Source organism: Vibrio quintilis, assembly GCF_024529975.1.
GTDB lineage: Bacteria > Pseudomonadota > Gammaproteobacteria > Enterobacterales > Vibrionaceae > Vibrio > Vibrio quintilis.
Genome location: NZ_AP024898.1, coordinates 322,600 through 344,829, shown reverse-complemented (window position 1 = coordinate 344,829; position 22,230 = coordinate 322,600). Strand labels below are relative to the sequence as shown.

The 22,230-nt window shown below is 46.1% G+C and carries 19 protein-coding genes and 1 riboswitch; of the genes, 5 read left to right on the top strand and 14 right to left on the bottom strand.

Translation table 11 applies throughout. The features are described from left to right. Positions 1 to 17: 17 nt before the first annotated feature. From OC443_RS20120 to OC443_RS20075, 10 genes are all read right to left on the bottom strand, one after another. A complete protein-coding gene (locus OC443_RS20120) occupies positions 18 to 1,049 on the bottom strand; it encodes an arginine N-succinyltransferase (RefSeq protein WP_073583412.1) in 1,032 nt (343 codons plus the stop codon). Positions 1,050 to 1,246: 197 nt separating this feature from the next. Beyond that, positions 1,247 to 2,233: a GlxA family transcriptional regulator gene (locus OC443_RS20115; RefSeq protein WP_073583413.1), complete on the bottom strand. Its 987-nt coding sequence runs from the start codon at positions 2,231 to 2,233 to the stop codon at positions 1,247 to 1,249. A 14-nt stretch (positions 2,234 to 2,247) separates the two neighbouring features. Beyond that, the gene (gene hisP / locus OC443_RS20110; protein ID WP_073583414.1) at positions 2,248 to 3,021 is read right to left on the bottom strand and encodes a histidine ABC transporter ATP-binding protein HisP; all 774 of its coding nucleotides are present in this window, start codon (positions 3,019 to 3,021) and stop codon (positions 2,248 to 2,250) included. An 8-nt stretch (positions 3,022 to 3,029) separates the two neighbouring features. Further along, on the bottom strand, positions 3,030 to 3,749 hold the full coding sequence (locus OC443_RS20105; protein ID WP_073583415.1) for an ABC transporter permease: 720 nt from the start codon (positions 3,747 to 3,749) through the stop codon (positions 3,030 to 3,032). Next, entirely contained in the window at positions 3,746 to 4,432 is a 687-nt protein-coding gene (locus tag OC443_RS20100) for an ABC transporter permease (RefSeq protein WP_073583416.1), read from the bottom strand. Before OC443_RS20100 ends, OC443_RS20105 begins: the two co-directional genes overlap by 4 nt. 82 nt (positions 4,433 to 4,514) lie before the next feature. Beyond that, positions 4,515 to 5,294 carry an ABC transporter substrate-binding protein gene (locus tag OC443_RS20095; protein WP_083601632.1) on the bottom strand — a complete coding sequence of 260 codons (780 nt, stop codon included), beginning with the start codon at positions 5,292 to 5,294 and terminating at the stop codon, positions 4,515 to 4,517. Between the two features lie 663 nt (positions 5,295 to 5,957). Then, positions 5,958 to 7,703, bottom strand: a complete 1,746-nt coding sequence (locus tag OC443_RS20090; RefSeq protein WP_073583418.1) for a methyl-accepting chemotaxis protein — start codon at positions 7,701 to 7,703, stop codon at positions 5,958 to 5,960. A 451-nt stretch (positions 7,704 to 8,154) separates the two neighbouring features. Further along, positions 8,155 to 10,344: an alpha-glucuronidase family glycosyl hydrolase gene (locus OC443_RS20085; protein ID WP_073583420.1), complete on the bottom strand. Its 2,190-nt coding sequence runs from the start codon at positions 10,342 to 10,344 to the stop codon at positions 8,155 to 8,157. 505 nt (positions 10,345 to 10,849) lie between these two features. Further along, entirely contained in the window at positions 10,850 to 11,797 is a 948-nt protein-coding gene (locus OC443_RS20080; protein ID WP_073583421.1) for a DMT family transporter, read from the bottom strand. A 132-nt stretch (positions 11,798 to 11,929) separates the two neighbouring features. Beyond that, positions 11,930 to 12,132: riboswitch (FMN riboswitch) on the bottom strand. 80 nt (positions 12,133 to 12,212) lie between these two features. Beyond that, complete coding sequence (locus OC443_RS20075) at positions 12,213 to 12,593, bottom strand: SpoIIAA family protein (protein WP_073583729.1); 381 nt, start codon at positions 12,591 to 12,593, stop codon at positions 12,213 to 12,215. A 253-nt stretch (positions 12,594 to 12,846) separates the two neighbouring features. Here OC443_RS20075 and trxC point away from each other — a divergent pair, with 253 nt between their 5' ends. Beyond that, positions 12,847 to 13,287, top strand: coding sequence for a thioredoxin TrxC (gene trxC, locus OC443_RS20070; RefSeq protein ID WP_073583422.1), 441 nt, complete (start codon positions 12,847 to 12,849; stop codon positions 13,285 to 13,287). Between the two features lie 39 nt (positions 13,288 to 13,326). Here trxC and OC443_RS20065 read toward each other — a convergent pair whose 3' ends face one another. Together OC443_RS20065 and OC443_RS20060 are read right to left on the bottom strand one after the other, a co-directional pair. Then, entirely contained in the window at positions 13,327 to 14,877 is a 1,551-nt protein-coding gene (locus OC443_RS20065) for a response regulator (RefSeq protein WP_073583423.1), read from the bottom strand. Between the two features lie 179 nt (positions 14,878 to 15,056). Further along, complete coding sequence (locus OC443_RS20060; protein WP_073583424.1) at positions 15,057 to 15,581, bottom strand: nicotinate-nicotinamide nucleotide adenylyltransferase; 525 nt, start codon at positions 15,579 to 15,581, stop codon at positions 15,057 to 15,059. Positions 15,582 to 15,677: 96 nt separating this feature from the next. Between OC443_RS20060 and nadE the strand changes: the two genes are divergently transcribed. Together nadE and OC443_RS20050 are read left to right on the top strand one after the other, a co-directional pair. Continuing rightward, the gene (nadE, locus tag OC443_RS20055; RefSeq protein ID WP_073583425.1) at positions 15,678 to 16,508 is read left to right on the top strand and encodes an ammonia-dependent NAD(+) synthetase; all 831 of its coding nucleotides are present in this window, start codon (positions 15,678 to 15,680) and stop codon (positions 16,506 to 16,508) included. Between the two features lie 414 nt (positions 16,509 to 16,922). Then, positions 16,923 to 18,251: an anaerobic C4-dicarboxylate transporter gene (locus OC443_RS20050; RefSeq protein ID WP_073583426.1), complete on the top strand. Its 1,329-nt coding sequence runs from the start codon at positions 16,923 to 16,925 to the stop codon at positions 18,249 to 18,251. 101 nt (positions 18,252 to 18,352) lie between these two features. On the opposite strand, the gene OC443_RS20045 is transcribed toward OC443_RS20050, so the two are convergent. Both OC443_RS20045 and OC443_RS20040 read right to left on the bottom strand, forming a co-directional pair. Next, entirely contained in the window at positions 18,353 to 18,703 is a 351-nt protein-coding gene (locus OC443_RS20045) for a transcriptional regulator (RefSeq protein WP_073583731.1), read from the bottom strand. Positions 18,704 to 18,802: 99 nt separating this feature from the next. Continuing rightward, positions 18,803 to 19,645: a TPR end-of-group domain-containing protein gene (locus tag OC443_RS20040; RefSeq protein WP_370738762.1), complete on the bottom strand. Its 843-nt coding sequence runs from the start codon at positions 19,643 to 19,645 to the stop codon at positions 18,803 to 18,805. Between the two features lie 305 nt (positions 19,646 to 19,950). Between OC443_RS20040 and proV the strand changes: the two genes are divergently transcribed. Beyond that, on the top strand, positions 19,951 to 21,138 hold the full coding sequence (proV, locus tag OC443_RS20035) for a glycine betaine/L-proline ABC transporter ATP-binding protein ProV (protein WP_073583427.1): 1,188 nt from the start codon (positions 19,951 to 19,953) through the stop codon (positions 21,136 to 21,138). Between the two features lie 10 nt (positions 21,139 to 21,148). Then, positions 21,149 to 22,228: a glycine betaine/L-proline ABC transporter permease ProW gene (gene proW, locus OC443_RS20030; RefSeq protein ID WP_143169342.1), complete on the top strand. Its 1,080-nt coding sequence runs from the start codon at positions 21,149 to 21,151 to the stop codon at positions 22,226 to 22,228. Positions 22,229 to 22,230 lie beyond the last annotated feature (2 nt).

Sequence of the window (22,230 nt, the reverse complement as noted above, 5' to 3'; positions counted from 1 at the left end):
TGATTAAATCTGGTGCGTTATGAATGCTGTGGATCCAGCGGTAAACACCAGACTGATTGATCTGTCTCTAATCCAAGTGTATTGACAAGCGTCGCATCACTGACGAATAACGTCTTCCCGTCCTGCCAGGCATCAATAATCGCTGCCTGAAATTCCTGTTCTTTTGTTGTCATGCCAATCAAATACTGACAAGTTTTGGCTAAAGCTTTGGTTTTTATCTTGCACTGATGAATATTCTGCCAAAGGTTAAGCGTACTTTTTCTGGCCGTCAGAATGGGTCCGGCATCAAAAATTTCCACATATTTATCGGCTTCAAACCCCTGATCAAATAACAACCGGTACTGCAATTCACTCTCCGGATGAACTTGTCCCATCACTGCCTGAGCTTCTTCATTGATCAAAGGGACATACAGAGGATGATGCGGCATCAGCTCTGCGATAAAGGTGCGATCCAACGTGCTGTTATAATGTTCAACTTCGTGATAAGGCAGACGGAAGAATTTACGCCCGACATGATCCCAGAATGGCGCCCGGCCTGACGCATCTTCAATACCGGGCAACACCGCCATCCAGTCTTCCGCAAAGCGTTCTTTCTGTACCGACATAAACATCAGGCGTCCCAGTGTCACCAGAGCCGGATAAAAGGAATCTCTGAGGGCTGGAACAACATAGAAAGAGCATAACTGGGAATGATCACTCAAATCATGAGTCAGTGTCAGTGCATGAATCCGGCTGTGAATCTTTAAGGCTCTGGATGAGTGGATCAGAATATCATTGCGGAATGCATAGAAAGGTTCCTGAAAACCGGCCAGAGCGACAATACCGCCTGTGCCAAGGATTTGCCCTGTCACTGTTTCTTCCAACACAAAGAAGTAGCTCTCTTCACCGGGAGATAAAACTTCCTGCCGGAATGAATCAAGCGAGTGACTGACTTTCTCAACCAGAAAAGAACGCTCTGCCGGTAATGTACTGACCTGAGTGCCGCTGTCATGTGCCAGCTGTTCAATCTGCTGAATATCGCCCTGCCGGGCCGGACGTAGAATAATCATCGTTAAGATCCATTTTCGGTTGTCGTCTTTTCTTTACACCAGAAATCCATGACTGATTTTGTTCTTCCTGACAAAACCACGAATGCACAGACAGGTTATAAGAATTAAGACCACAAAAATTACATAAATCCGACGGATATTTATAACTTTTCACCATTCGGACTAACATGAAAAGCAATAAACCCGGGACAAAATGATTAAACCCGATCAGGATGAAACTTTTTTGAACGTTCTTCCCGCGGTGTAATCTGGTAATAAGATTTGTAAGCACTGGAGAAATGCGCGCCACTGGAAAAGCCGCAATGCAGGCCAATTTGAACAATGGAAGTGTTGGTAGTTAACAGCAGCTGACGGGCTTTTTTTAAACGGAGCTGCAGATAATAACGGGCAGGCATGGTATCGAGATAACGCTTGAAAAGCCGCTCCAGCTGCCTGCGGGAGATATTGACCAGACTGGCGATCTCACCGGTTGATAACGGCTCTTCGATGTTATTTTCCATCAGTTCAATCGCCATGGTCAACCGGGGCTGCGTTTCACCGGCATGCTTCGCCGGTATTCGCTGACGCTCATCCGCTGAACGGATGCGGTCCAGACAGAGCAAATCTGAGATCGCATAGGCCAGCTCATGACCTTCACGGTTTTCAATCCACTGAATTAAACAGTCCAGTAAGGCCGCCTGCCCTGCACAGGTGGTCACCTGATCCTTTGTGGTATACAGATGATCCGACACTATCAAAGCAGGAAACCGCTCGCTGAAACTCTCCATCAGAGACCAGTGCAACGCAACGGGTTGACTGGTGACTAAATCACATTCAGCCAGCCAGAAAGGCCCGGCATGAGCCGCAATGATTTGTACATTCCGTTTTTGAACCAGATGCTGCAGTTTGATTTTTTCTGCAGTCAGCAAAGGCTGCTCCGGCGCGGTATGGGAAACAATCATCAGCAAATCGCATTCAAAGTCATCCAGAATGTCAGGTCCGGGCAGCCGGAGCCTTTCATCCGTCGGCTGACAGGGGTGAGACAACCAGAGCAACTGATATTTTTCTTCACCCAGCAGCTGATTTACAGCTGAAAAAGGCGCTTCAGCAGCGCCTGTGGAAAACAGAGAAGTTGAACCCGGCATGTAAACTGCGATACGGCAGGCAGGTGAAACAGTTTGTGCGTCGTTATGAAGCGCTTTCATGGTGAAAACACCGATTACTTCAGTGCACCGGACAGAAACTGTTGTAAGCGTTCGCTTTTCGGCTGGTTAAACACCTGTTCCGGATCACCTTCTTCTTCAATTTTTCCCTGATGAAGGAAGATCACATGATTCGAAACATGACGGGCAAATTCCATTTCATGGGTCACAACGATCATGGTCTTCCCTTCTTCAGCCAGTTTCTGCATGATTTTCAGAACTTCTCCGACTAATTCAGGGTCGAGCGCGGAAGTCGGTTCATCAAACAGCAGAACTTCAGGTTCCATCGCCAGTGCACGGGCAATTGAAACCCGTTGTTGCTGACCACCGGATAAATGTGCAGGAAAACGCTGCTGCGCCTGATCATCAATCCCGACTTTTTCCAGATAAGTCAAAGCGCGCTGCCTGGCTTCTGCTTCGCTGATACCGAGCACTTTCATCGGCGCAATCATGACATTCTCCAGCACAGTCATGTGACTCCACAGATTAAAGTGCTGGAAAACCATGGTCAGTTTGGTCCGTAATAGCTGCAACTGTTTGTCATCAACGACTTTGAGCTGCCCGTCATTGTTACGCGCCATCCTGATTTCCTGACCATTGACATAAATCGAACCTTCACACGGTTTTTCCAGAAAGTTCAGGCAGCGCAGAAAGGTACTTTTTCCGGAACCGGACGAGCCAATAATACTGATCACATCACCGGCATTTGCCTGAAGCGATATACCTTTTAACACTTCATGAGAACCATATTTTTTATGGAGTTCTTTCACGGCAAGTTTTGAGTTATGCATAAGATTCCTTACTTCTGAGCTGAAATCGGCCGCAGATGTCTTAACCACCGTTTTTCGGCTCTTTTAAACAACGCTACCAGCAAAAATGAGATTATAAGATATAAAACCGCAGCAATACCAAACGCATGAAATGATTTATAGGTTGCTGCATTAACGTCCCGGGCCACTTTCAGAATATCCGGAACCGTTGCAGTAAATGCCAGCGAAGTGGAGTGTAACATCATAATCACTTCATTGCTGTAAGCCGGTAATGCCCGGCGCAATGCAGAAGGAATAATGATGTGGCGATATAATTTCCAGCGGGAAAAACCATAGGCTTTCGCTGCTTCAATTTCACCCTGATTCGTTTCTCTGATCGCACCGGCAAAAATTTCGATGGTATAGGCACAGGTATTCAAATACAGCGCAATCAGCGTACAGTTATAACCACTGCGGAAAAACCAGTTCAAAAACTCGGTTGAACGAACAAAACCCAGTGTATACACCCCGGTATAAAACACCAGCAGCTGGACATACAGCGGTGTTCCTCTGAAGACATAAGAAAACAGCCATACAGGAAAAGCAATCCACCGCTTTTCAGAAACCCGGGCCAGAGAAAGCGGCACGGAAGTCACAAAACCCAGCACAACCGAAATCACCAGCAACCAGAGTGTGACAGCCACACCTGAAAAATGGTAACCATCAGACCAGAGAAAGGCCTTACCATATTGTTCAAGAATTTCAATCATGAGGCGCTCTTCCTCTGGTCAAAGGCATAACGACGATTGAGCCAGTAAAACACTAAATTCGATAGCGTCGTAAAAAACAGATAAACCGCAGCAGCAACAATCGTGAAAAAGAAAAACTGATAGGTTCCTTTACCCGCCATTTGGGTTGCTTTCACCACATCAGCAAGACCAATAATAGAAACTAAAGCAGTTGATTTCAGAATCACCAGCCAGTTATTCGATAGCCCGGGCAATGCATGACGCATCATCTGCGGGAACAAAATCAGCCGGAATATTTGCCAGGGGGTAAAACCGTAAGCCGTTCCTGATTCAAGCTGCCCGTTAGGGACGGCCAGAAAAGCACCACGGAACGTTTCGGCCAGATAAGCGCCATAAATAAAACCAATCGTCAGAACACCGGCAGTAAAGGGATCAATATTGATCTGCTCAAAGCCCCAGAATTCAGTAATCTGGTTCAGAATGAGCTGTAATCCGTAAAAGATCAGCATCATCAGCACCAGATCCGGTACGCCACGCACAATGGTTGTATAAATATTCGCAAGGAAAACAACAGGCCGGTTACCAAATAATTTACCACTTGCGCCAAGTAGTCCGAGGACAATTGCAACCGCCACGGACAACACCGCAAGCTCAATTGTCATTACAGCACCATCAAAGATAACACTGCCATAACCTTGTAACATATTAATTTACCTGAAGAGAACAGCCCGTTGCTCACCATAACCACACATCGTTATGATTAACAAAGGGCTGCTGAAAGATGATTTATTTACCGTAGATATCAAACTGGAAATATTGCTTCGCAATTTGCTGGTAAGTCCCGTCTGCTAACATGTCAGCCAGAACTTTATTAATACTGTTTTTCAGTTGCTGGTCTTCTTTGCGAACGCCGATACCGGCACCAACACCAAAATATTTTTCGTCGTTGACTTCAGGACCGCTGAACGCAAAACCTTTACCGACCGGACGCTTCAAAAAGCCATCATCCGCGGCAACAGCATCCTGGAAAGAAGCGTCAAGACGACCATTCATCAAATCAGCGTAAACCAGATCCTGATTCTGATAAGCAACCACATCAACGCCGTGGGCTGCCCATTGCTCTTTTGCATAAGTTTCAGCCGTTGTTCCCTGAAACACCCCGACACGTTTCCCGGCCAGAGATTTTGCGGTTGGCTGAAACTTCATTCCTTTTGGAGCGACCAGACGGGCTGGCGTACCATAAAGTTTATCGGTGAAATCTATTTCTTCCAGACGCTGAGGCGTAATCGACATTGAAGATAAAATTGCATCAATTTTCTTGGCTTTCAACGCCGGGATCAGACCATCAAAATCACTTTCAACCCATTCACAGCGGGCTTTCAGGCGCAGACAGATTTCTTTACCCAGATCGATATCGAATCCGGCCAGAGATCCGTCAGGTTTTTTGATCTCAAAAGGCGCATATCCGGGTTCTACACCCAGGCGGATTAAATTATCTTCTGCGGCCTGAGCAAATGATGTCATCAAACTAAACAGCATGACTGTCAGAAACGTCATTCTTTTCATTATCACCTTCTTATATAACTTCAAAACGATGGAAACCGGAAACGGTCAGTACCAAAAGTACAAAGCGTGTATCAGCACAAAGTGTGCCACCCGTAAATCTCCCGGTATGATTTAAACCAAAGATACATATTTAAACATTAAATATGAATAATTAGCTAATCAAAAGGCAATCATATCATGAAATATTACATATAAATATAGATCGTTTTTAAAAATGCGCATTTAAAGATTTTTATGTTGATGCACACAAATAGTGCAAGAATGCACCAAAACAAACATAAAAACAACACTAGCAGCACATCAAAAACCGGCAATTACAACAAAACCAATACAAATCATAACAAAAAATTAACATTTATCAGCTTTGTTCTCCCAAAAAATGATGTTCGGGTAATGATTGATACATACGTTAATCATAAAATTAACATCTCAGGTACGCATAAAAAACCATCCGGGGAAATGAACACAGTGACATACAGCGTCATTCGTTTATGCAACAAAAACAGAGTCGAATGATCGGGTAAGAAAAAAACGGATACGACAAAACATTGAAAAAAAGGGCTGCGACAAATAAACCATCCGGTCATGTTACCTGCGCGTACTCATGACCGGAATCCGGGGTTAAAAGATGATATCTGTTTCAGCTGAGAAGCCAGAGATCATTCAGGCTTCAATTTTAAACTGTCCGACAATATCTGACAGCTGCTGATTCGTCTGGATTAAGCGCTGTGCAGTTTGAGCCGTACTGTCACCATTATCATTGATGCGTTGCATCATCTCGCGGATATTCACCATACTGCGGTTTATATCTTCGGTCACACTGCTTTGCTCTTCTGCTGAGGTGGCAATCTGAACAGACAGATCATTGATTTCATTCACTGCCGTTGTCATTTTATCCAGAGAAGACATTACCTCGCCGGTTGTCTCCGCCGTATGGCGACAGCTGAATGTTGTTGATTCCATCCCGGCAACCACAGTTGAGGTCCCGGATTTCAGCCGGTCCAGCATGCCGACAATATCTTCGGTACTTTTGTGTGTCCGGGAAGCAAGTGCCCGGACTTCATCGGCAACAACTGCGAAACCACGTCCCTGCTCACCGGCCCGTGCTGCTTCAATGGCAGCATTCAGCGCCAGTAAGTTTGTCTGCTCGGCAATCCCGCCAATTTCGCCAAGCAGATGACCAATTTCATCGGCGTGCCCGTTCATCTCAGAGACAAAACGGGCGGTTTCTTCCACTTCAACCACCAGTGAATTCACATTGTCAACAGCCTGCCGAACCACTTCACGTGACTGTGATGCCTCTGTATTGGTCATTTCTGTCTGACTGGCAGTAGTCGCTGCGTTTTCAGCCACAACAGAAGCTGTAGAGCTCATTTCGTTAATTGCAGTGACGGTAGAGTCAAGTTCCATACTGTGCTGATGTAACAGTTGTCCGTTTGAGTCAGTTTGCTCTTCGAGCTTTCTGATTTCCTGACTGATAGACTCTGTTGACTGTTTGACCTGTATCATCATCGTTTGCAGACTGGCAATAAACTGGTTAATCCCTTCTGCAATCATTCCCAGTTCATCCCGGGTATCAATCTGCAACCGGTGCGTTAAGTCACCATTCCCGGTCGCCAGATCGGCAATCAGATTTTTTAGCAACACAATGGGTTTAACCACCCAGTTAATTAACAGGAAAGCAATCGGGATGAGAATAACAGCCGCGATAATTAAAGCAATTGTGATGCTATTGTTTAAGCCATCCGTGTCTTTCTGGATATAATCGTTGTCAATATATCCGGTTAAATTCCACGATTTTCCGGCAACATCAAATGACTGACTGATTGGCGTGACATTTCCGTCAATTTTATTCGAGAACACCTGGCTGTTTTTTGCGTCTTTGAGTTCAAGATAACTGCCATCAACGGACATTGATTTCAGCAGCAATCCAAGCGGGGTTAAGTCAACAAAAAATAAATTTCCTTTTTCTTCACCTTCAGGAACAATAATTGTAATCAGTGGTTTCTTCTCCTGAAAATAAACATCGGTCACTGCCACTTTTCCATTCGCCTGCGACAGTAAATTCAGATATTTCTGAGTCAGTGCTTCATCGGTAATTTTACCATCCTTATTAATCGCCATGCCAAAAGCAACTTTGACCGCATCATGAAATCCTGTTCTTTCAACCGCTTGTTTGACTTCTGAAAAACTGAATTTTGTTGATTTGGCTAAAATGATATTACTTTCAATTTTGTCAGCAATTACATTTCTGACCGTTTCTATCTGTGTACTGATGAAAGATGTATCCGCTTGATGAATATAACGACTAATATAAACATTGGCGCTAAAATAAGACGTCATAATCGTTACAAAAATAATAGAAATAACAATTGCAACCAGTTTTGCTTTAAATGATATTGATTTCATACTTGTCGCCTCTGCCCAACTTATTGATATAAAGCCCCAACGCTTGTTCTGAATACCCTGCAGCAGGTCACCGCTATATACCAGAAACGACCTATGAATATATCAAGTCCTGGTTCAAAGTGCATAAAAAATGTGAATATATGTTTTCATTCTTTAACCTTGAGCAAACTTTGTAAGCCTCTCTCCGGTTATTTTCCTGAAAAATAAAACTTTGTTAATTATTTTGCCGGGCGAAATATATTCCCGGAAAAAATAAATCAGAAAATGGTAAACAGGTCATATTTATATCCCAAAATCGTCTGCATCCAAATATACCCAAACAACCTGAAGATGCAGGTTGCTTGGATATAGATGACGCTTCAGGATGATTTGGGTGTAAAGAAGCGGGGACACAATTTTCCCCGCAACACAGCAGCTGTTCAGGCCAGTCACCCGCCTGAAAATAACATGATTATCTTCCGCTCTGACCCGGAGCATAAGGAAAACTCAGGTGCTCATAATACGCGAGTGTATGGTGTGGTTTTTCAAACCCTTCAGGAATAGGCCTGCCGGAAAACTGCTGAAAATACAACACACAGGCATCCCGCCACCACTCTGCTTCCTGTTGCTGAATATCAAATGCCATTTTAACCTGCTGAAACTGCAGCGGATCCAGTTTATCTTCAAGCTCCTGCCACTGCTTCGCCATCACTTTGACATCGGCAGCCCCCTGATAATATCTGTATACCAGTTCATTCCAAAGCGTCCGGCCTGATGAAGCAATTTTGTAATCCCAGGGCAAGTGATGAAACCAAAGCAGCAGATTTTCCGGGGTGGTTTTCGGATCTGACAACTGCTCCCGAAGTGGTGAAAAATACTGCGCAACGGCATTCACGCCTGTTGGTGAGCGGTCAAAACCGAGGCCATATTTATCTGCTTTGTGATAATAGACCGGATTCCAGTCATCCCTTGGCAGAAAATCGACCCACGGACCCGGACCATAATGATGATCGGCGCCCATGATGTGATGTAACCCCAGCGGCGTCATATAGTTCACTGCCACTTCGCGGGAAACCATCATCATTTTTTCAATGGTTGCCACTGCCTGGTCATCATTGGTTAACGTCATTCTGATCCAGTCACCGGCGATATCCGCCGCAGACTGCGAGTGATCCCACGCCAGACGCCCAAAGACATACCAGTTAGCCTGCAACAAAATATGTCCGGTCCAGTTGCGGTCACTCCCGATATCAGACACACCTGCGATCCCGCTGACAGATTGATTGAACAAAGATCCATCGATCACTTTTGCGACGGTTGAACCCGGCCCTCTGGCATAAGTGTCGGTATTGAGCACTTCTTTATATAACGGCCCCAGATAAACGGCGTGAGTACTGAAACCCAGGTATTCCATCGTGATCTGAAATTCCATCATTAACGGTGTCTTTGGCGTGGCACCAAATAACGGACTGATTGGCTCTCTGGGCTGAAAATCAATCGGCCCGTTTTTCACCTGAAGCAAAACATTAGACCGGAACTGACCATCCAGTGGTTTAAATTCACTGTACGCCTGCTTCGAACGCTCTTCGTGCTTTTCATTGGCATAAACAAAAGCCCGCCACATCACAATACCGCCGTGCGGTGCCAGCGCATCCGCCAGCATATTCGCACCTTCGGCATGTGTCCGGCCAAAATCACCCGGCCCCGGCTGGCCTTCGGAGTTTGCTTTCACCAGAAAACCACCAAAATCAGGGATCTTCTGATAAATTTCGCGGGCTTTATCTTGCCACCACTGTTTGACCTGCGTGTTTAAAGGATCAGACGTTTTTAATCCACCAATCAATTGTGGCGAACTAAACTTCACAGACAGGTAAACTTTGATGCCGTAAGGCCGGAATATATCGGCTAAAGCCCGGACCTTATCCAGATACTGTGGCGTCAGGATTAACGGATCTGCATTGACATTATTCAAAACCGTACCGTTAATTCCGATGGAAGCGTTCGCCCGTGCATAATCATAATACCGTTGATAGATGTAAACCGGCAGCTTATGCCAGTCCCAGATCGATTCTCCCGCATAGCCACGTTCAATATGGCGATTGAGATTATCCCAGTGATCCAGCACCCTGATTTTTAACTTCGGTCCGGAGGCAATATTCAGTGAACGGGAAGACTGATGTGTCTGAATCAGTCTCAGCAGGCGAAAACTGCCATACAATGCGCCCACATCCGTTTTTGCGGTAATTACAGTGACAGGGCGTCCCTGATAAGACACCGTTTTGATCAGATAGCCTTCTTCAGAGGCAGGAAGATTTTTTTTCAATGCCTGACGCAAAGATTCCGGTAATTCTGCTAACCGGCCAACGATCAGCGATGCACCGGATGTTCCGGCCACCGGCGCACTTGTTCCTAGCAACCCGGTTAATGCATTCTCCAGCTCATCGCGGATCACCTGCGCGGTCTGACTCTTGCCTGACACCTGCCAGTGAGCAAATTGCTGTCGGTATTCTTCTGCCTGTTGATCCTGTTTGACCGGATCATATTTCAGCCATAACCGGTAGCCATCTTCACCGGTGAGTATTGATTTTGCCAGTAACGGAAAACTGAATAAGACCAGCAATAAGCAGATGAACTGCCGGCCTGTACGATAGTTTATTTTCATTTTTTTAACCTTGTAAGCGTACCAGACATCATTTCAAAACATTGTTCTGAGACATTGTTCTGAGACATCGTTCCGACAAAGTTTCCGGCTACAACGGTGCTAAGGGCGTATTGATGCCCGGTGATTCCTTTCTGGTCGTGGACATACAGCTGAACCATTCATCCGTGCACAAACCGATCAACAGATTTGCTGATATCTGAAAATTTTGCTGAAACAACCGATCAGAATTAAGCAAATACATGCATATGTCGAAATCGCTCATGAATATATCAAGTCTGCGTATCAGACACATAGAAAAGATAGCAATCAGTGCTCTGTTTTTTTACGCCAGGCAGGTTTTGTCATTCCCCGGACATAGATCCTGAAATTGAATCAGGGATTTACCCGGGAACCAGCCAGACATCAGAAAAACACATCACACAGATTGTTTAACAGGAAAAAGAAATGAAATGGGCCAAACCGAAGTCAGCCCTGAATCAATCGTAAAAAAGGGGAGAAAATAAATTTAAGCCTGCTGTTTACTCAAAGCAGCACGGGTTGGCTGAATCACTTTTTTGGTTTCCCGCAGCTGTAATCCCAGATTACCGGCCAGCAGTACCACCCCGCCGACGATCTGGTAGAAAGATAGCGTCTGGCCGAGAAATAACCAGTTGACTGCAGCAGCAAATACCGGGAAAGTCAGCTCAACCAGTGTTGCCCGGCGTGCCGGAATATATCGCAACCCCTGATAATAAAACCACATACCAGCCAGCCCGCTCAGGCAGGCCATTATCGCAACGGACTCCCAGTCACCCATCTCCATCGGCTTTATCGCCGAAGGCTGAAGAGAGACAAAGAGCGCCAGCACGCAGAATCCCGAGAAAAACCGCCCGAATAAAATCGCATTCGGCGGACACGCTTGCTGAGACAGATACTTGCCACACACGGTTGCGCCTCCCCAGGCAACAACAGCTCCCAAAGCGTACAGATAGCCTTTGATGATATCGCTGCCCTGCCGGGTGGCATGTAAATTATTTTGTGCAAGGGAAAGAATGTCAGACCACATCATAATCAGACTGCCGGCAATCAGAACACAGGCCCATAGCAGAAAAGAAGACTGAATCCGCTCTTTCAGTACAAAACAAGCCAGTAAAATCGCAATCACCGGTTGTAGTTTCTGCAACAGAATCACCAGTGTCGGGTTCAGATAATGAAAGGCTTCAGTAAATGCCAGCGTTCCCAGCGCAGAGCCGACGCCTCCGATAAATAGCATACACAGCGTCATCCGCCAGCTCAGTTGTCTGAAATGGTGGCGATAACGCCAGCCAAAAGGCAACATCAGCACCGTTAAAATCAAATGTTCGGTAAAAACAACCTGAAGCGTTGTATAACCTGCCCCCAGAAGCGGGTATCTGATGAGTGTATCGATGGCCCATGTCAGACATGCAACCATGATCAGTAATGTTCCTGCCATCTTATTGAATTCTCCGTGATGTAAGATGCACAGGGGTGATGATTGAAATACCGGACGATCACGAACCATTCACAAACAGAAACCAATCTTGTCAGTCTCTGCTTTGCATGATGAAAACAATTCGTGCATCTGGTCGATCTTCTTTCATCCGGACTATCACCGTCGGCCCCGGAATTTCACCGGATCTGCTGTCCCTGATGCCATATCAATGGCTTCAGGCGCTCGCGGGCTGTTTGCTGCTGTTGACAGTGCTTTCTCAGAAAATTACTCTCAGAAAAACCATCCACAGCAAAATCACCGCCGGTGGGGAATTTCACCCCGCCCCGAAGTTCGATTAACAAAATAGTTTTCCCGGCAGCGCCGGCTGCCGGTCAGGAGATATTGTAATACGAATCAATGGTTGTGCAAGGACCAATCAGCTCTGTAACCAGCGAACCGCATGATCGTAATTTTCAAAATATCGCACCTCGCCGGTCGAAAACCAGTCCGCGACTTTGGCCATCAGCGCCTGCCATTCTCTGTCACCGTACAGCGCTACTTTATTAAAATCCGACCCATGCGTTAAGCCCAGTTTGAAATCATCCCAGGCAGCTCTCAGCTCCCATCCTTCAAACCGGGTGATATCGACCAATACATTGACCTGCGGCGTATTCACTTTCGCAATCGCAGCATCCAGTAAAGGCGTAATAATTTCATAATCCTGATGAGTCAGCGTTCCGGTTGCCGTGATATAAACAAAAAACTCATGGTCAACACGTTCAAGTCCAATCGATAAACTATGTCTGTGATATGTCATGAAGCACCTCCACATAACACATATCCGGTTCATTTCATCCAGGTTTCTGAAATGCCCGGACGGTATCATATGAATCAAATAATTCCGGTATAGGTTCAATATTGAATATAACGCAACCAGCGTGACCCGAACCTGTAAAACTCATGGTTGTTATTATTCAATTATTGATGATAATTGTCCCCAGAGCCCCAACAAACTGAAAGTGAATCATTCAGGTTGTGTGGGTATAGTTTAATTATAACAAGAGCTGCATATCATGACTTTTAAAACTCGCTGTCCATCCTGTCAGGCGATGAATCGCTTACCTGCAGAGCAGGTTTCAGACGTTCCGTTATGTGGGAAATGCCGCCAGCCTTTGCTTGACGGAGCACCGGTTGAAGGTACTGCAGAAAACTTTCAGACACTGCTCCGGAGCGATATTCCGGTTGTTATCGATTTTTGGGCACCATGGTGTAATCCGTGTGTAGGCTTTGCTCCTGTTTTTGAACAAAGTGCCAAAACCCATCACAGAAAAGTCAGGTTTATTAAAATTAATACTGAAGAACAACAAGCACTGGCGGCACAGTTTCAGATCCGCAGTATTCCGACCATCATGGTTTATCAACAGGGCCAGCGCCTGAATATGATCAACGGGGCATTACCCCAGTCTCAGTTTGATCAGTGGCTGGATGAAACAATTCGTCAGGGAGAATAAAATGAATCAGGCTGAATCTGGTCAGCCTGATGTGTCAGTTTAATCCGGATGCTGATTACGGATATCAATGAATTCATCCCAGTGTTCAAGGAACAGGTCCACCAGTTTCGGGTCGAAATGTTTACCTCGCTGTTCCACTAATTCATCCCGGATTTTATCGTCTGTCCAGGCTTCTTTGTAGCAACGCTTCGCACCCAGTGCATCAAACACATCCGCCAGGGCTGCAATCCGGCCACTGAGCGGAATCTCGTCCCCGTTGCGCTGGCACGGATAACCACTGCCATCCCATTTTTCATGGTGGTTTTCTGCAATTTCCCGCGCGACCACCATCAGACTACGTTTGGACTGACTCAGGATTTCGACCCCATAATCGACATGTTTTTTCATGATTCGCCATTCTTCAGCATCCAGCTTACCCGGCTTGTGCAAAATGCTGTCCGGCACAGCAACTTTACCAACATCATGAAGCGGGGACGCATGTTTAATCAGCTGGACATTTTTATCCGGCAATCCATACAACTGTGCCAGTCTTTCACAATACAGCGCAACACGCTGTACGTGAGCCCCGGTTTCTTTACTCCGGGCCTCCACTGCGTTTGACAGGTGATAAACAAGTTCCTGAGATGTTTCCTGCAGATCAACCATTAAATTGATGTTGTCGAAGGTCAGGCTGATATTCTGCATATAAATTTCCAGCAATTGTTTATCCAGGTCGGATAAATCGCCGATTAAATTCACATACAGCAGGTTATCGATGCCACGGTCATCACTCATATGAAACACATACGCATCTGAAAAATCATAAGAGTGTTTATTCTTCAGAGCTAACTTGCAACGTTCTGCCACAATATCGGGCAAAACATCAAAACTGCACTCCCTGTAAAAAGAGACATAATTGCCGGTCGCAGCAATCGTCATCGCCCGCCCCATCTCACCATCAATATGTGGCTGAACAATGCAGTAAAATGCGGAGGCTTCAAGGCCAAGTAAAGAAGTAAGTTGCTGCAATACAGAGGTCGCATAATTTTTCAGGGTCTTGGTATTCTGCACATTCGCAGAAGCCTGAATCACCCGGCTCAGCCCCTCTTTTTGCTCTTCAATCAGGCATAAATCCCGGTATGAGCGAAGCATCGAATACAGCAATGTTCTCAGCTTTTGGGTCGTCAGTTCCGTTTTTTCTTTGTAATCGTCGATCTCATATTCCTGAATCGCTTTATCTTCAGGTGTCTGCCCGGCCTGACCGGTTCTGAGCACTAACCGGACCAGACGATCCTGGTAATCATCACGGATAAATTTCACCAAATCCAGTCCGGCATGCTCCGTTTCCATCACCACATCAATCAAAGCCAGTGCAATATTTCGCTCGCGCTGAAAAATCTCTTTCGCTTCTTCACCAGAATAAGCAGATATCAGCTGAAGAGGACGTTTTTGAAAAGAGAAATTACTCAATGCCAGTTGCGTAATCTGGTGCATTTGAGGGTCATCATCGACCAGTAATACTTTCCAGGGATCTTTGATTTTCACCGATTTAGTATGATCACTCTCCGGCTTATGATCTGGCTCCTGACGCATATCAGCAAATAATTCCATATTCATCCCTTTTGCAACACTCAGACGATATTCAGACTATCTAACTACCTAATATAAGTTTTAGCACATACCTCATATATTCTCGTTTTTTCTTTTCTGAGTGAGCCGGATATCAAAAAAAAATTTAAGTGGCGGAGCGGTATCCGGCAGACAGGGAAACGGTCTAATTACTTGAATTGTCAGGTATCAGCACAGTAAAGGGATAAGTCCTGAATTAATTTTTCAACGGATGGCGTCGTCATCTGAGAGATTGGCTTTCCCTGCCGGATTTGTTGCCTGATAACCGTACTGCGGACCGGGACTTTCTCCGGACAGGCCAGCACAGAAAACTGCTGCAATATCTCATCCGCTTTATAAAAACTGCCAAATTGCAACAGATTATCCGGCCCCACGACAAAAGTCAGCTCATCTGCGGGATAACGAACCTGTAATGCCTGTAAAACCGCATGTGTAGTCACATGCAGCTCCGGCTGATAAAGCTGCTCTTCAATATCAGATCGAACAATCGCCGGATTGCCGAGATCACCAATAAATGCATCAACCAACTGACATCTGACCGGATAAGGCAGCATCAGTTTTCCCCATGCATGTGCAATACTGGGGACTAATAAAATCCTGTCAAAATGGCTTAATGACTCAATCACGCTTTGATGACCCAGCGTCGGCGGATTAAAAGCGCTGCCAAAAACGGCAATTCTCAACATATTGGTCCTTTTGATTTCATTCTCCGGTTTTTTAATTCACCGAAATCAGTATGATATTGGAAAGATATATATTGCTTGCACGAAAAGGAATGTCAAATGGAACAATTAATCCGTAAAGAAATGCATGTGTTGCCAACAATTGAACCCGAATTTGAAATTCAGCGACGGATTGATTTTATCAAGCGCAAACTCAAAGCATCAGGTTGTAAATCGCTTGTACTGGGTATCAGTGGTGGTATTGACTCCGCAACATGTGGCCGGCTGGCTCAACTGGCTGTGAACCAGCTGAACGAAGAAGCAAAATCCGATCATTATCAGTTTATCGCGGTCAGACTGCCATATGGTGAGCAGAAGGATGAAGATGAAGCCCAGCTGTCACTGTCATTTATTCAGCCAACGCACTCGGTCAGTGTGAACATCAAAGCAGGAGTCGATGGCTTGCATGCGGCATCGCATGAAGCACTCGGGCATACAGGTTTACTGCCGGATGCACCGGAGAAACTTGATTTTGTCAAAGGGAACGTCAAAGCCCGTGCCCGGATGATCGCGCAATATGAAATTGCAGGCTATACCAGAGGATTAGTCTTGGGAACTGATCACTCGGCAGAAAATATCACCGGTTTCTATACCAAATTTGGTGACGGCGCATGTGATTTAGCCCCGCTGTTTGGCCTGAACAAACGCCAGGTTCGCCTGTTAGCGGCCACACTGGGTGCACCGGAAGTTTTAGTCAATAAAACCCCGACTGCGGACCTTGAAGAATTATCACCTCAGAAAGCCGATGAAGACGCACTGAATCTCAGTTATGATCAAATCGACGATTTCCTGGAAGGCAAACCTGTGTCTGATGCCGTGATTGATAAACTGATCAGCATCTATAAGGCCACAGAGCACAAACGACAGCCAATCCCAACTATTTACGACTAATATTTACGGGCGGCAGCACGGCCTTCACCCATCAACCTGAATCAACCCGTGCTGCCTCTGTTGCCAGGTCTGCGCCGGTATTATCCGGTAGCCTTTTCTCTTCATACCGGACCGGTTTTCCGCACCAAAGATATGCACCCGCAACCCATTCATTCAGGAAGTGTATACTTCAGGTCATTTGAAGGTTTATTAAAAATCAATTTTATCAATAAAATTTACATTCCATTAATATAAAAGCACCTGTTTCTATACACGAACTTCTCATTCATATTACCTTCTCAGGGCGTAGCGTGAGTTATCTCTGATTGTCTGATAATTATTGCAAAATAACCTTTTAATGTGACTTCACATCGATAAATTTATCATTGATTTGACGAATATATACGCAAGTCAAATGTAAAAGGAGTCCGTCCTATGCTGTATTTGGAATTTTTGTTCCTGCTGCTCATGTTATACATCGGGTCCCGTTACGGTGGTATCGGATTAGGTGTCGTCTCCGGAATCGGGCTGGTGATTGAAGTCTTTATCTTCAAAATGCCACCCACATCCCCACCGATTACAGTGATGTTAATTATTCTTGCTGTGGTTACCTGTGCATCGATTCTTGAAGCCGCCGGCGGATTGAAATACATGCTTCAGGTCGCAGAAAGGTTACTGAGAAAAAACCCGAAACGGGTCACACTGATCGCTCCTTTTGTCACTTATTCAATTACATTTCTGCTGGGAACCGGTCATGCGGTTTACTCCATCATGCCCATCATCGGTGATGTCGCACTGAAAAATGGTATCCGGCCGGAGCGCCCGATGGCGGCAGCATCGGTTGCCTCGCAAATCGCGATTACGGCTTCTCCTATCTCTGCGGCGGTTGTTTATTATCTGGCTCAGCTGGCCAACCTCCAGAGCAACATCACACTGCTGTCCATTCTGATGGTGACTGTCCCGGCAACCTTATGCGGAACATTACTGATGGCGCTTTACAGTCTGAAACGGGGTAAAGAGCTCGAAGATGATCCTGAGTATCAGCAGCGCCTGAAAGATCCGGTCCTGAGCGAAGAAATCCGTAATACAACAGCAACCACGTTAGATGAAGTCCTGCCGGCAAAAGCACGCCATTCTGTATTACTGTTTATTGCAGCTATTTTATGTATCGTCTTCATCGCTATGGTGCCGGAAGTCAGAACACTGACGGACGACGGAAAGCCGATTAAAATGTCGGTTGTGATTCAGATGATGATGCTCTGCTTTGGCGGGATCATTCTGCTGGCCACCAAAACCAACCCGCGTAATGTCCCGGACGGTGTGGTGTTTAAATCCGGGATGGTCGCAGCAATTGCCATCTTTGGGATTGCCTGGATGTCAGACACCTACTTTAAGTATGCCATGCCTCAGTTTAAGTCCGGGATTGTTGAAATGGTTGAACTGTATCCATGGACCTTCGCACTGGCTCTGTTCATCGTCTCTGTGGTGGTCAATTCTCAGGCAGCTACGGCCCGGATGATGCTGCCGGTCGGTCTGGCACTGGGGCTGGAACCGGCACTGCTTATCGGCCTGATGCCGGCAGTTTACGGTTACTTCTTCATTCCGAATTATCCTTCGGATATCGCCACAGTGAACTTTGATATCACCGGCACCACGAAAATCGGGAAATGGTACTTTAACCACTCCTTTATGGCGGTCGGATTGATCGGGGTCATCACCGCAACCTGTGCCGGATACCTCCTTGCTCAGGTAGTGATTGGCTGAAACACCGGCTGACAGAAAAGCCTCTGAAACCTGACACTTCAGAGGCTTTCTTATTGCTCACTGATTCCCGTGTCCCGATCCCAAAATCGCCTCGCCATCAGTCAGACGGATTGCGTATAAGTATACTGAATCACAACCTGATTCCCTTCGACCTGAACAGAATCAATATTGCCGTCAACCGTCACCCTGCTGACCAGACTGATGGTTTGCTTCTCTTCATCACGCATCCGGATCAGAGTCGGTAAAAACGTATAAGGATCTTCGTTCAGGCTGGCACAAAAAGATTCAACAAACGTCATCTCCAGCAGTGCCGGGCCACGAAGCACTGCAGAAAACTCAGTCTGGGTTAAACCAAGCCGCTTCGCCATTTCCATTTGCGTTAAATGAAGGCGGACTTTCCGGGTCATCCAGACAGCGTACAATGCCTGCCGGTCTTCCTCGGTGAATGTCATGATATTTTTCTCCGTGATTGAATCAACGGTCAGAAACATGACAAATGCCTGTTTCCCGGATGTCAGGCATCAGTCAGATTTCAGAAAGAAAACATCAGCTTAATCCGGTGTTTCCTGTTGCAGCATATTGTCGAACCGCTCATTTCCGTGCAGCATTTCAAAGTCTGGCTCTTCGGCAATATGCTCCCTGAGCGACGGGCTCAGCTGCACAGAATGGGTTAAATCTTCAATCGCCTGCTCTTCGGCTCCCAGCCGTGCCAGAGCACATGCTCTCTGATACAAAGCAGGACCGTTGGCTTCATCTAAATCCAGCACCCGGTTACACAGACTCATGGCCCAGTGATATTCCTTCATTTCCATCACGGCATCGGCTTTATAGGTCAATGCCTCCAAATCCCCCGGACGAATTTTAAGAATCTCATCATACACTTCCACCCGTTGTTCCGGCGTCTGCATGCTTTGCGCTCTTAGCCATAAGTTATGGATCTCATTGATGATTTCGATCTCCCGGTTATTCTCGGAAATAATCCGGGTTTTGCGTTTCAAATCACGCTCAAGCGCGAGAAATTTTTTCTCATAATCCTGAGCTATTTTATTTAAGCGTTTATTGGCTAACTCATTGGTCGTATGTTTCACTTCTTTTAAGGAGTGCCAGCCAAATAACGCAATCAATGAGGCTGCCGCCGCAATAATGTAGAAAAAGTAAGTCACGGTAACATTGGCATAATTCATCGATTTATCCGCGACATCTAACTCCCTGTCGGTGATCTGAATCGTCAGCCGGCGTTCCAGATCCTGCTGATCCTGCCGCAATGACTTCAGTTCATCGAGGATGTACCGTTCGACCAGAGGTTTATCCAGTAAATCCGTCTCCGAATACTTCTTTTCCTGCTCTGCATGAGCTATCCCTGAAAACAAAGCTATGACCAGCCCACACCACAATATCACTTTCGCCACGATGCTCTTCCCTTCATCACAATTACTGTCAATTAAACCAGATCCATTCTCTTATGAATTCTTTGCAGAGACAACGAAGTATTTTTTACCATCTCATTTGTACACAAAACATTTACATCCATAACAATTGAACAGAGAAAAATAAAAAATAGTTTATAATCAATGTCTTAATGGATTAACCACTCAATAAGGTTCAGGCTTAAACTTGAATTCCCTCACAATAATGTTTAGAGTACATTACATATTACTTTTTATTTTAATCTTAATTACCACACTTAAGGATAGATTCCGTGGAAACTATTTTAGAGGTAAAACAGCTTTATAAGGTGTTTGGCGAGACACCTGACGAAGCTTTCCCATTACTTGAAAAAGGTTTGAATAAAGATCAAATCTTTGAAAAAACCGGGCTGACGGTTGGCGTAAAAGACGTATCTCTCAGCATTAATGAAGGGGAAATTTTTGTCATTATGGGACTTTCCGGCTCCGGAAAGTCGACCCTTGTCCGATTACTGAACCGCTTAATTGAGCCCACCCGTGGCAGTGTTTTCCTGCGTGGAAAGGATATCGCACGCATTTCGGACAAAGAACTGCGCGAAGTCCGCAGAAAAAATATTTCAATGGTATTTCAGAATTTTGCCCTCATGCCGCATATGACCGTACTTGAAAATACTGCCTTTGGTCTGGAGCTTGCCGGGATTGATGTGTCGGCCCGGACAAAAACAGCAAAAGCAGCACTCGAACGTGTTGGCCTTGAAGCTTATTGTGAATCCTATCCGGATGAATTATCCGGCGGTATGAAACAGCGGGTCGGACTGGCGAGAGCCCTGACCAATGATCCTGACATTCTTTTAATGGATGAAGCATTTTCTGCACTGGATCCGTTAATCCGTACCGAAATGCAGGATGAACTGATTCGTCTGCAGAATGATGACAAACGGACAATCGTGTTTATTTCCCATGATCTGGATGAAGCCATGCGTATCGGTGATCGCATCGCCATCATGCAGGATGGTGTGGTCGTCCAGGTCGGTACACCGGATGAAATTCTGCATCACCCTGCAAATGACTATGTTCGCTCGTTCTTCCGGGGTGTCAATGTTGCCAATATCTTTACCGCCAAAGATATTGCCCGCAAAAGAACCTCAACCGTGTTTAAAAAACATGACAATGATGGCCCGGGGGCCGCAATACAGATTCTGACCGATTCAGATAATGAGTACGGTATCGTCGTTGACCGTCAGGGTTGCTATAACGGCCTGGTGTCGATCGACTCACTCAGAACAGCAGACAAAGATAAAACCTCTCTGAACAACGCATTGCTTTCAGGAGCGACCACCATTCACCCGGATACCTCGATCAGTGATTTAATCGGACAGGTTGCCGATGCACCTTATGCCGTGCCCGTCGTAGATGAACAAAATCATTACTATGGCGTCATCACCAAATCACGCTTACTTCAGGCTTTAGACAGAGAATAAAACTATGACGATGGAAACCACGACACAAAATGCCGATCCCTGGGCATCAGCGGCTTCACAAGGTGCTGCTGCGGATCCATGGTCAGCGACAACACAGGCAACTGCTGGCGGCGACTGGCTGAATACTGCAGCGGCCCCCGACCCTTTTAACTGGATGCATCCATTTAAAGATGCCGTCCTGCCATTTGACCACTGGATTGAAACCGGTCTGAACTGGCTGGTTACCCACGGACGGCCACTGTTTCAGGCCATCCGGGTTCCGGTTGATCTGATACTTTCTTCATTTCAGACCGTTCTGGTCTCAACACCGGCACCTGTCATGCTGATTATCCTGTTCCTGCTGGCCTGGCAATTTTCTGGTTTCAGAATGGGCGTTAGCACGCTGATTTCACTGATTATTGTTGGATTAATTGGTGCCTGGGATGATGCGATGATCACTCTGGCGCTGGTGATGACATCAGTCTTTTTCTGCCTGCTGATAGGCATGCCGCTCGGGATCTGGCTGGCCCGCAGTGAGACAGCCGCCAAAATCATCCGGCCGATACTGGATGCGATGCAAACCACGCCCGCATTCGTCTATCTGGTGCCAATTGTGATGTTATTTGGTATCGGTAATGTACCCGGTGTGGTTGTGACAATTATCTTTGCGCTTCCGCCGATTGTCCGCCTGACGATCTTAGGTATCCAACAGGTTCCGGAAGAGCTGATAGAAGCCGGTCATGCATTTGGTGCCAGCCCGAAACAGATGCTGTACCGCATCCAGCTGCCACTGGCAATGCCTTCCATTATGGCTGGTGTGAACCAGACACTGATGCTTTCCCTGTCAATGGTGGTGATCGCTTCAATGATTGCGGTCGGCGGATTAGGGCAAATGGTACTGCGTGGAATTGGTCGTCTGGATATGGGCATGGCTGCGGTTGGCGGATTAGGTATCGTTATTCTGGCAATTCTGCTCGACCGGATCACCCAAACCGTTGGTGCCGAATCCCGGGACAACAAGACCCGCTGGTATCATAAAGGGCCTGCTGCGTTTATCTATCGGCTAAAACCGAAAGCAACGCCTTCTGCTTCATCTCATCAACAAAACTAATT

Coding starts and splice junctions, on each gene's coding strand:
- OC443_RS20120 (WP_073583412.1), bottom strand. CDS start 1,049: ATGATTATTCTACGTCCGGCCCGGCAGGGCGATATTCAGCAGATTGAA.
- OC443_RS20115 (WP_073583413.1), bottom strand. CDS start 2,233: ATGAAAGCGCTTCATAACGACGCACAAACTGTTTCACCTGCCTGCCGT.
- hisP (WP_073583414.1), bottom strand. CDS start 3,021: ATGCATAACTCAAAACTTGCCGTGAAAGAACTCCATAAAAAATATGGT.
- OC443_RS20105 (WP_073583415.1), bottom strand. CDS start 3,749: ATGATTGAAATTCTTGAACAATATGGTAAGGCCTTTCTCTGGTCTGAT.
- OC443_RS20100 (WP_073583416.1), bottom strand. CDS start 4,432: ATGTTACAAGGTTATGGCAGTGTTATCTTTGATGGTGCTGTAATGACA.
- OC443_RS20095 (WP_083601632.1), bottom strand. CDS start 5,294: ATGAAAAGAATGACGTTTCTGACAGTCATGCTGTTTAGTTTGATGACA.
- OC443_RS20090 (WP_073583418.1), bottom strand. CDS start 7,703: ATGAAATCAATATCATTTAAAGCAAAACTGGTTGCAATTGTTATTTCT.
- OC443_RS20085 (WP_073583420.1), bottom strand. CDS start 10,344: ATGAAAATAAACTATCGTACAGGCCGGCAGTTCATCTGCTTATTGCTG.
- OC443_RS20080 (WP_073583421.1), bottom strand. CDS start 11,797: ATGGCAGGAACATTACTGATCATGGTTGCATGTCTGACATGGGCCATC.
- OC443_RS20075 (WP_073583729.1), bottom strand. CDS start 12,593: ATGACATATCACAGACATAGTTTATCGATTGGACTTGAACGTGTTGAC.
- OC443_RS20065 (WP_073583423.1), bottom strand. CDS start 14,877: ATGGAATTATTTGCTGATATGCGTCAGGAGCCAGATCATAAGCCGGAG.
- OC443_RS20060 (WP_073583424.1), bottom strand. CDS start 15,581: ATGTTGAGAATTGCCGTTTTTGGCAGCGCTTTTAATCCGCCGACGCTG.
- nadE (WP_073583425.1), top strand. CDS start 15,678: ATGGAACAATTAATCCGTAAAGAAATGCATGTGTTGCCAACAATTGAA.
- OC443_RS20050 (WP_073583426.1), top strand. CDS start 16,923: ATGCTGTATTTGGAATTTTTGTTCCTGCTGCTCATGTTATACATCGGG.
- OC443_RS20045 (WP_073583731.1), bottom strand. CDS start 18,703: ATGACATTCACCGAGGAAGACCGGCAGGCATTGTACGCTGTCTGGATG.
- proW (WP_143169342.1), top strand. CDS start 21,149: ATGGAAACCACGACACAAAATGCCGATCCCTGGGCATCAGCGGCTTCA.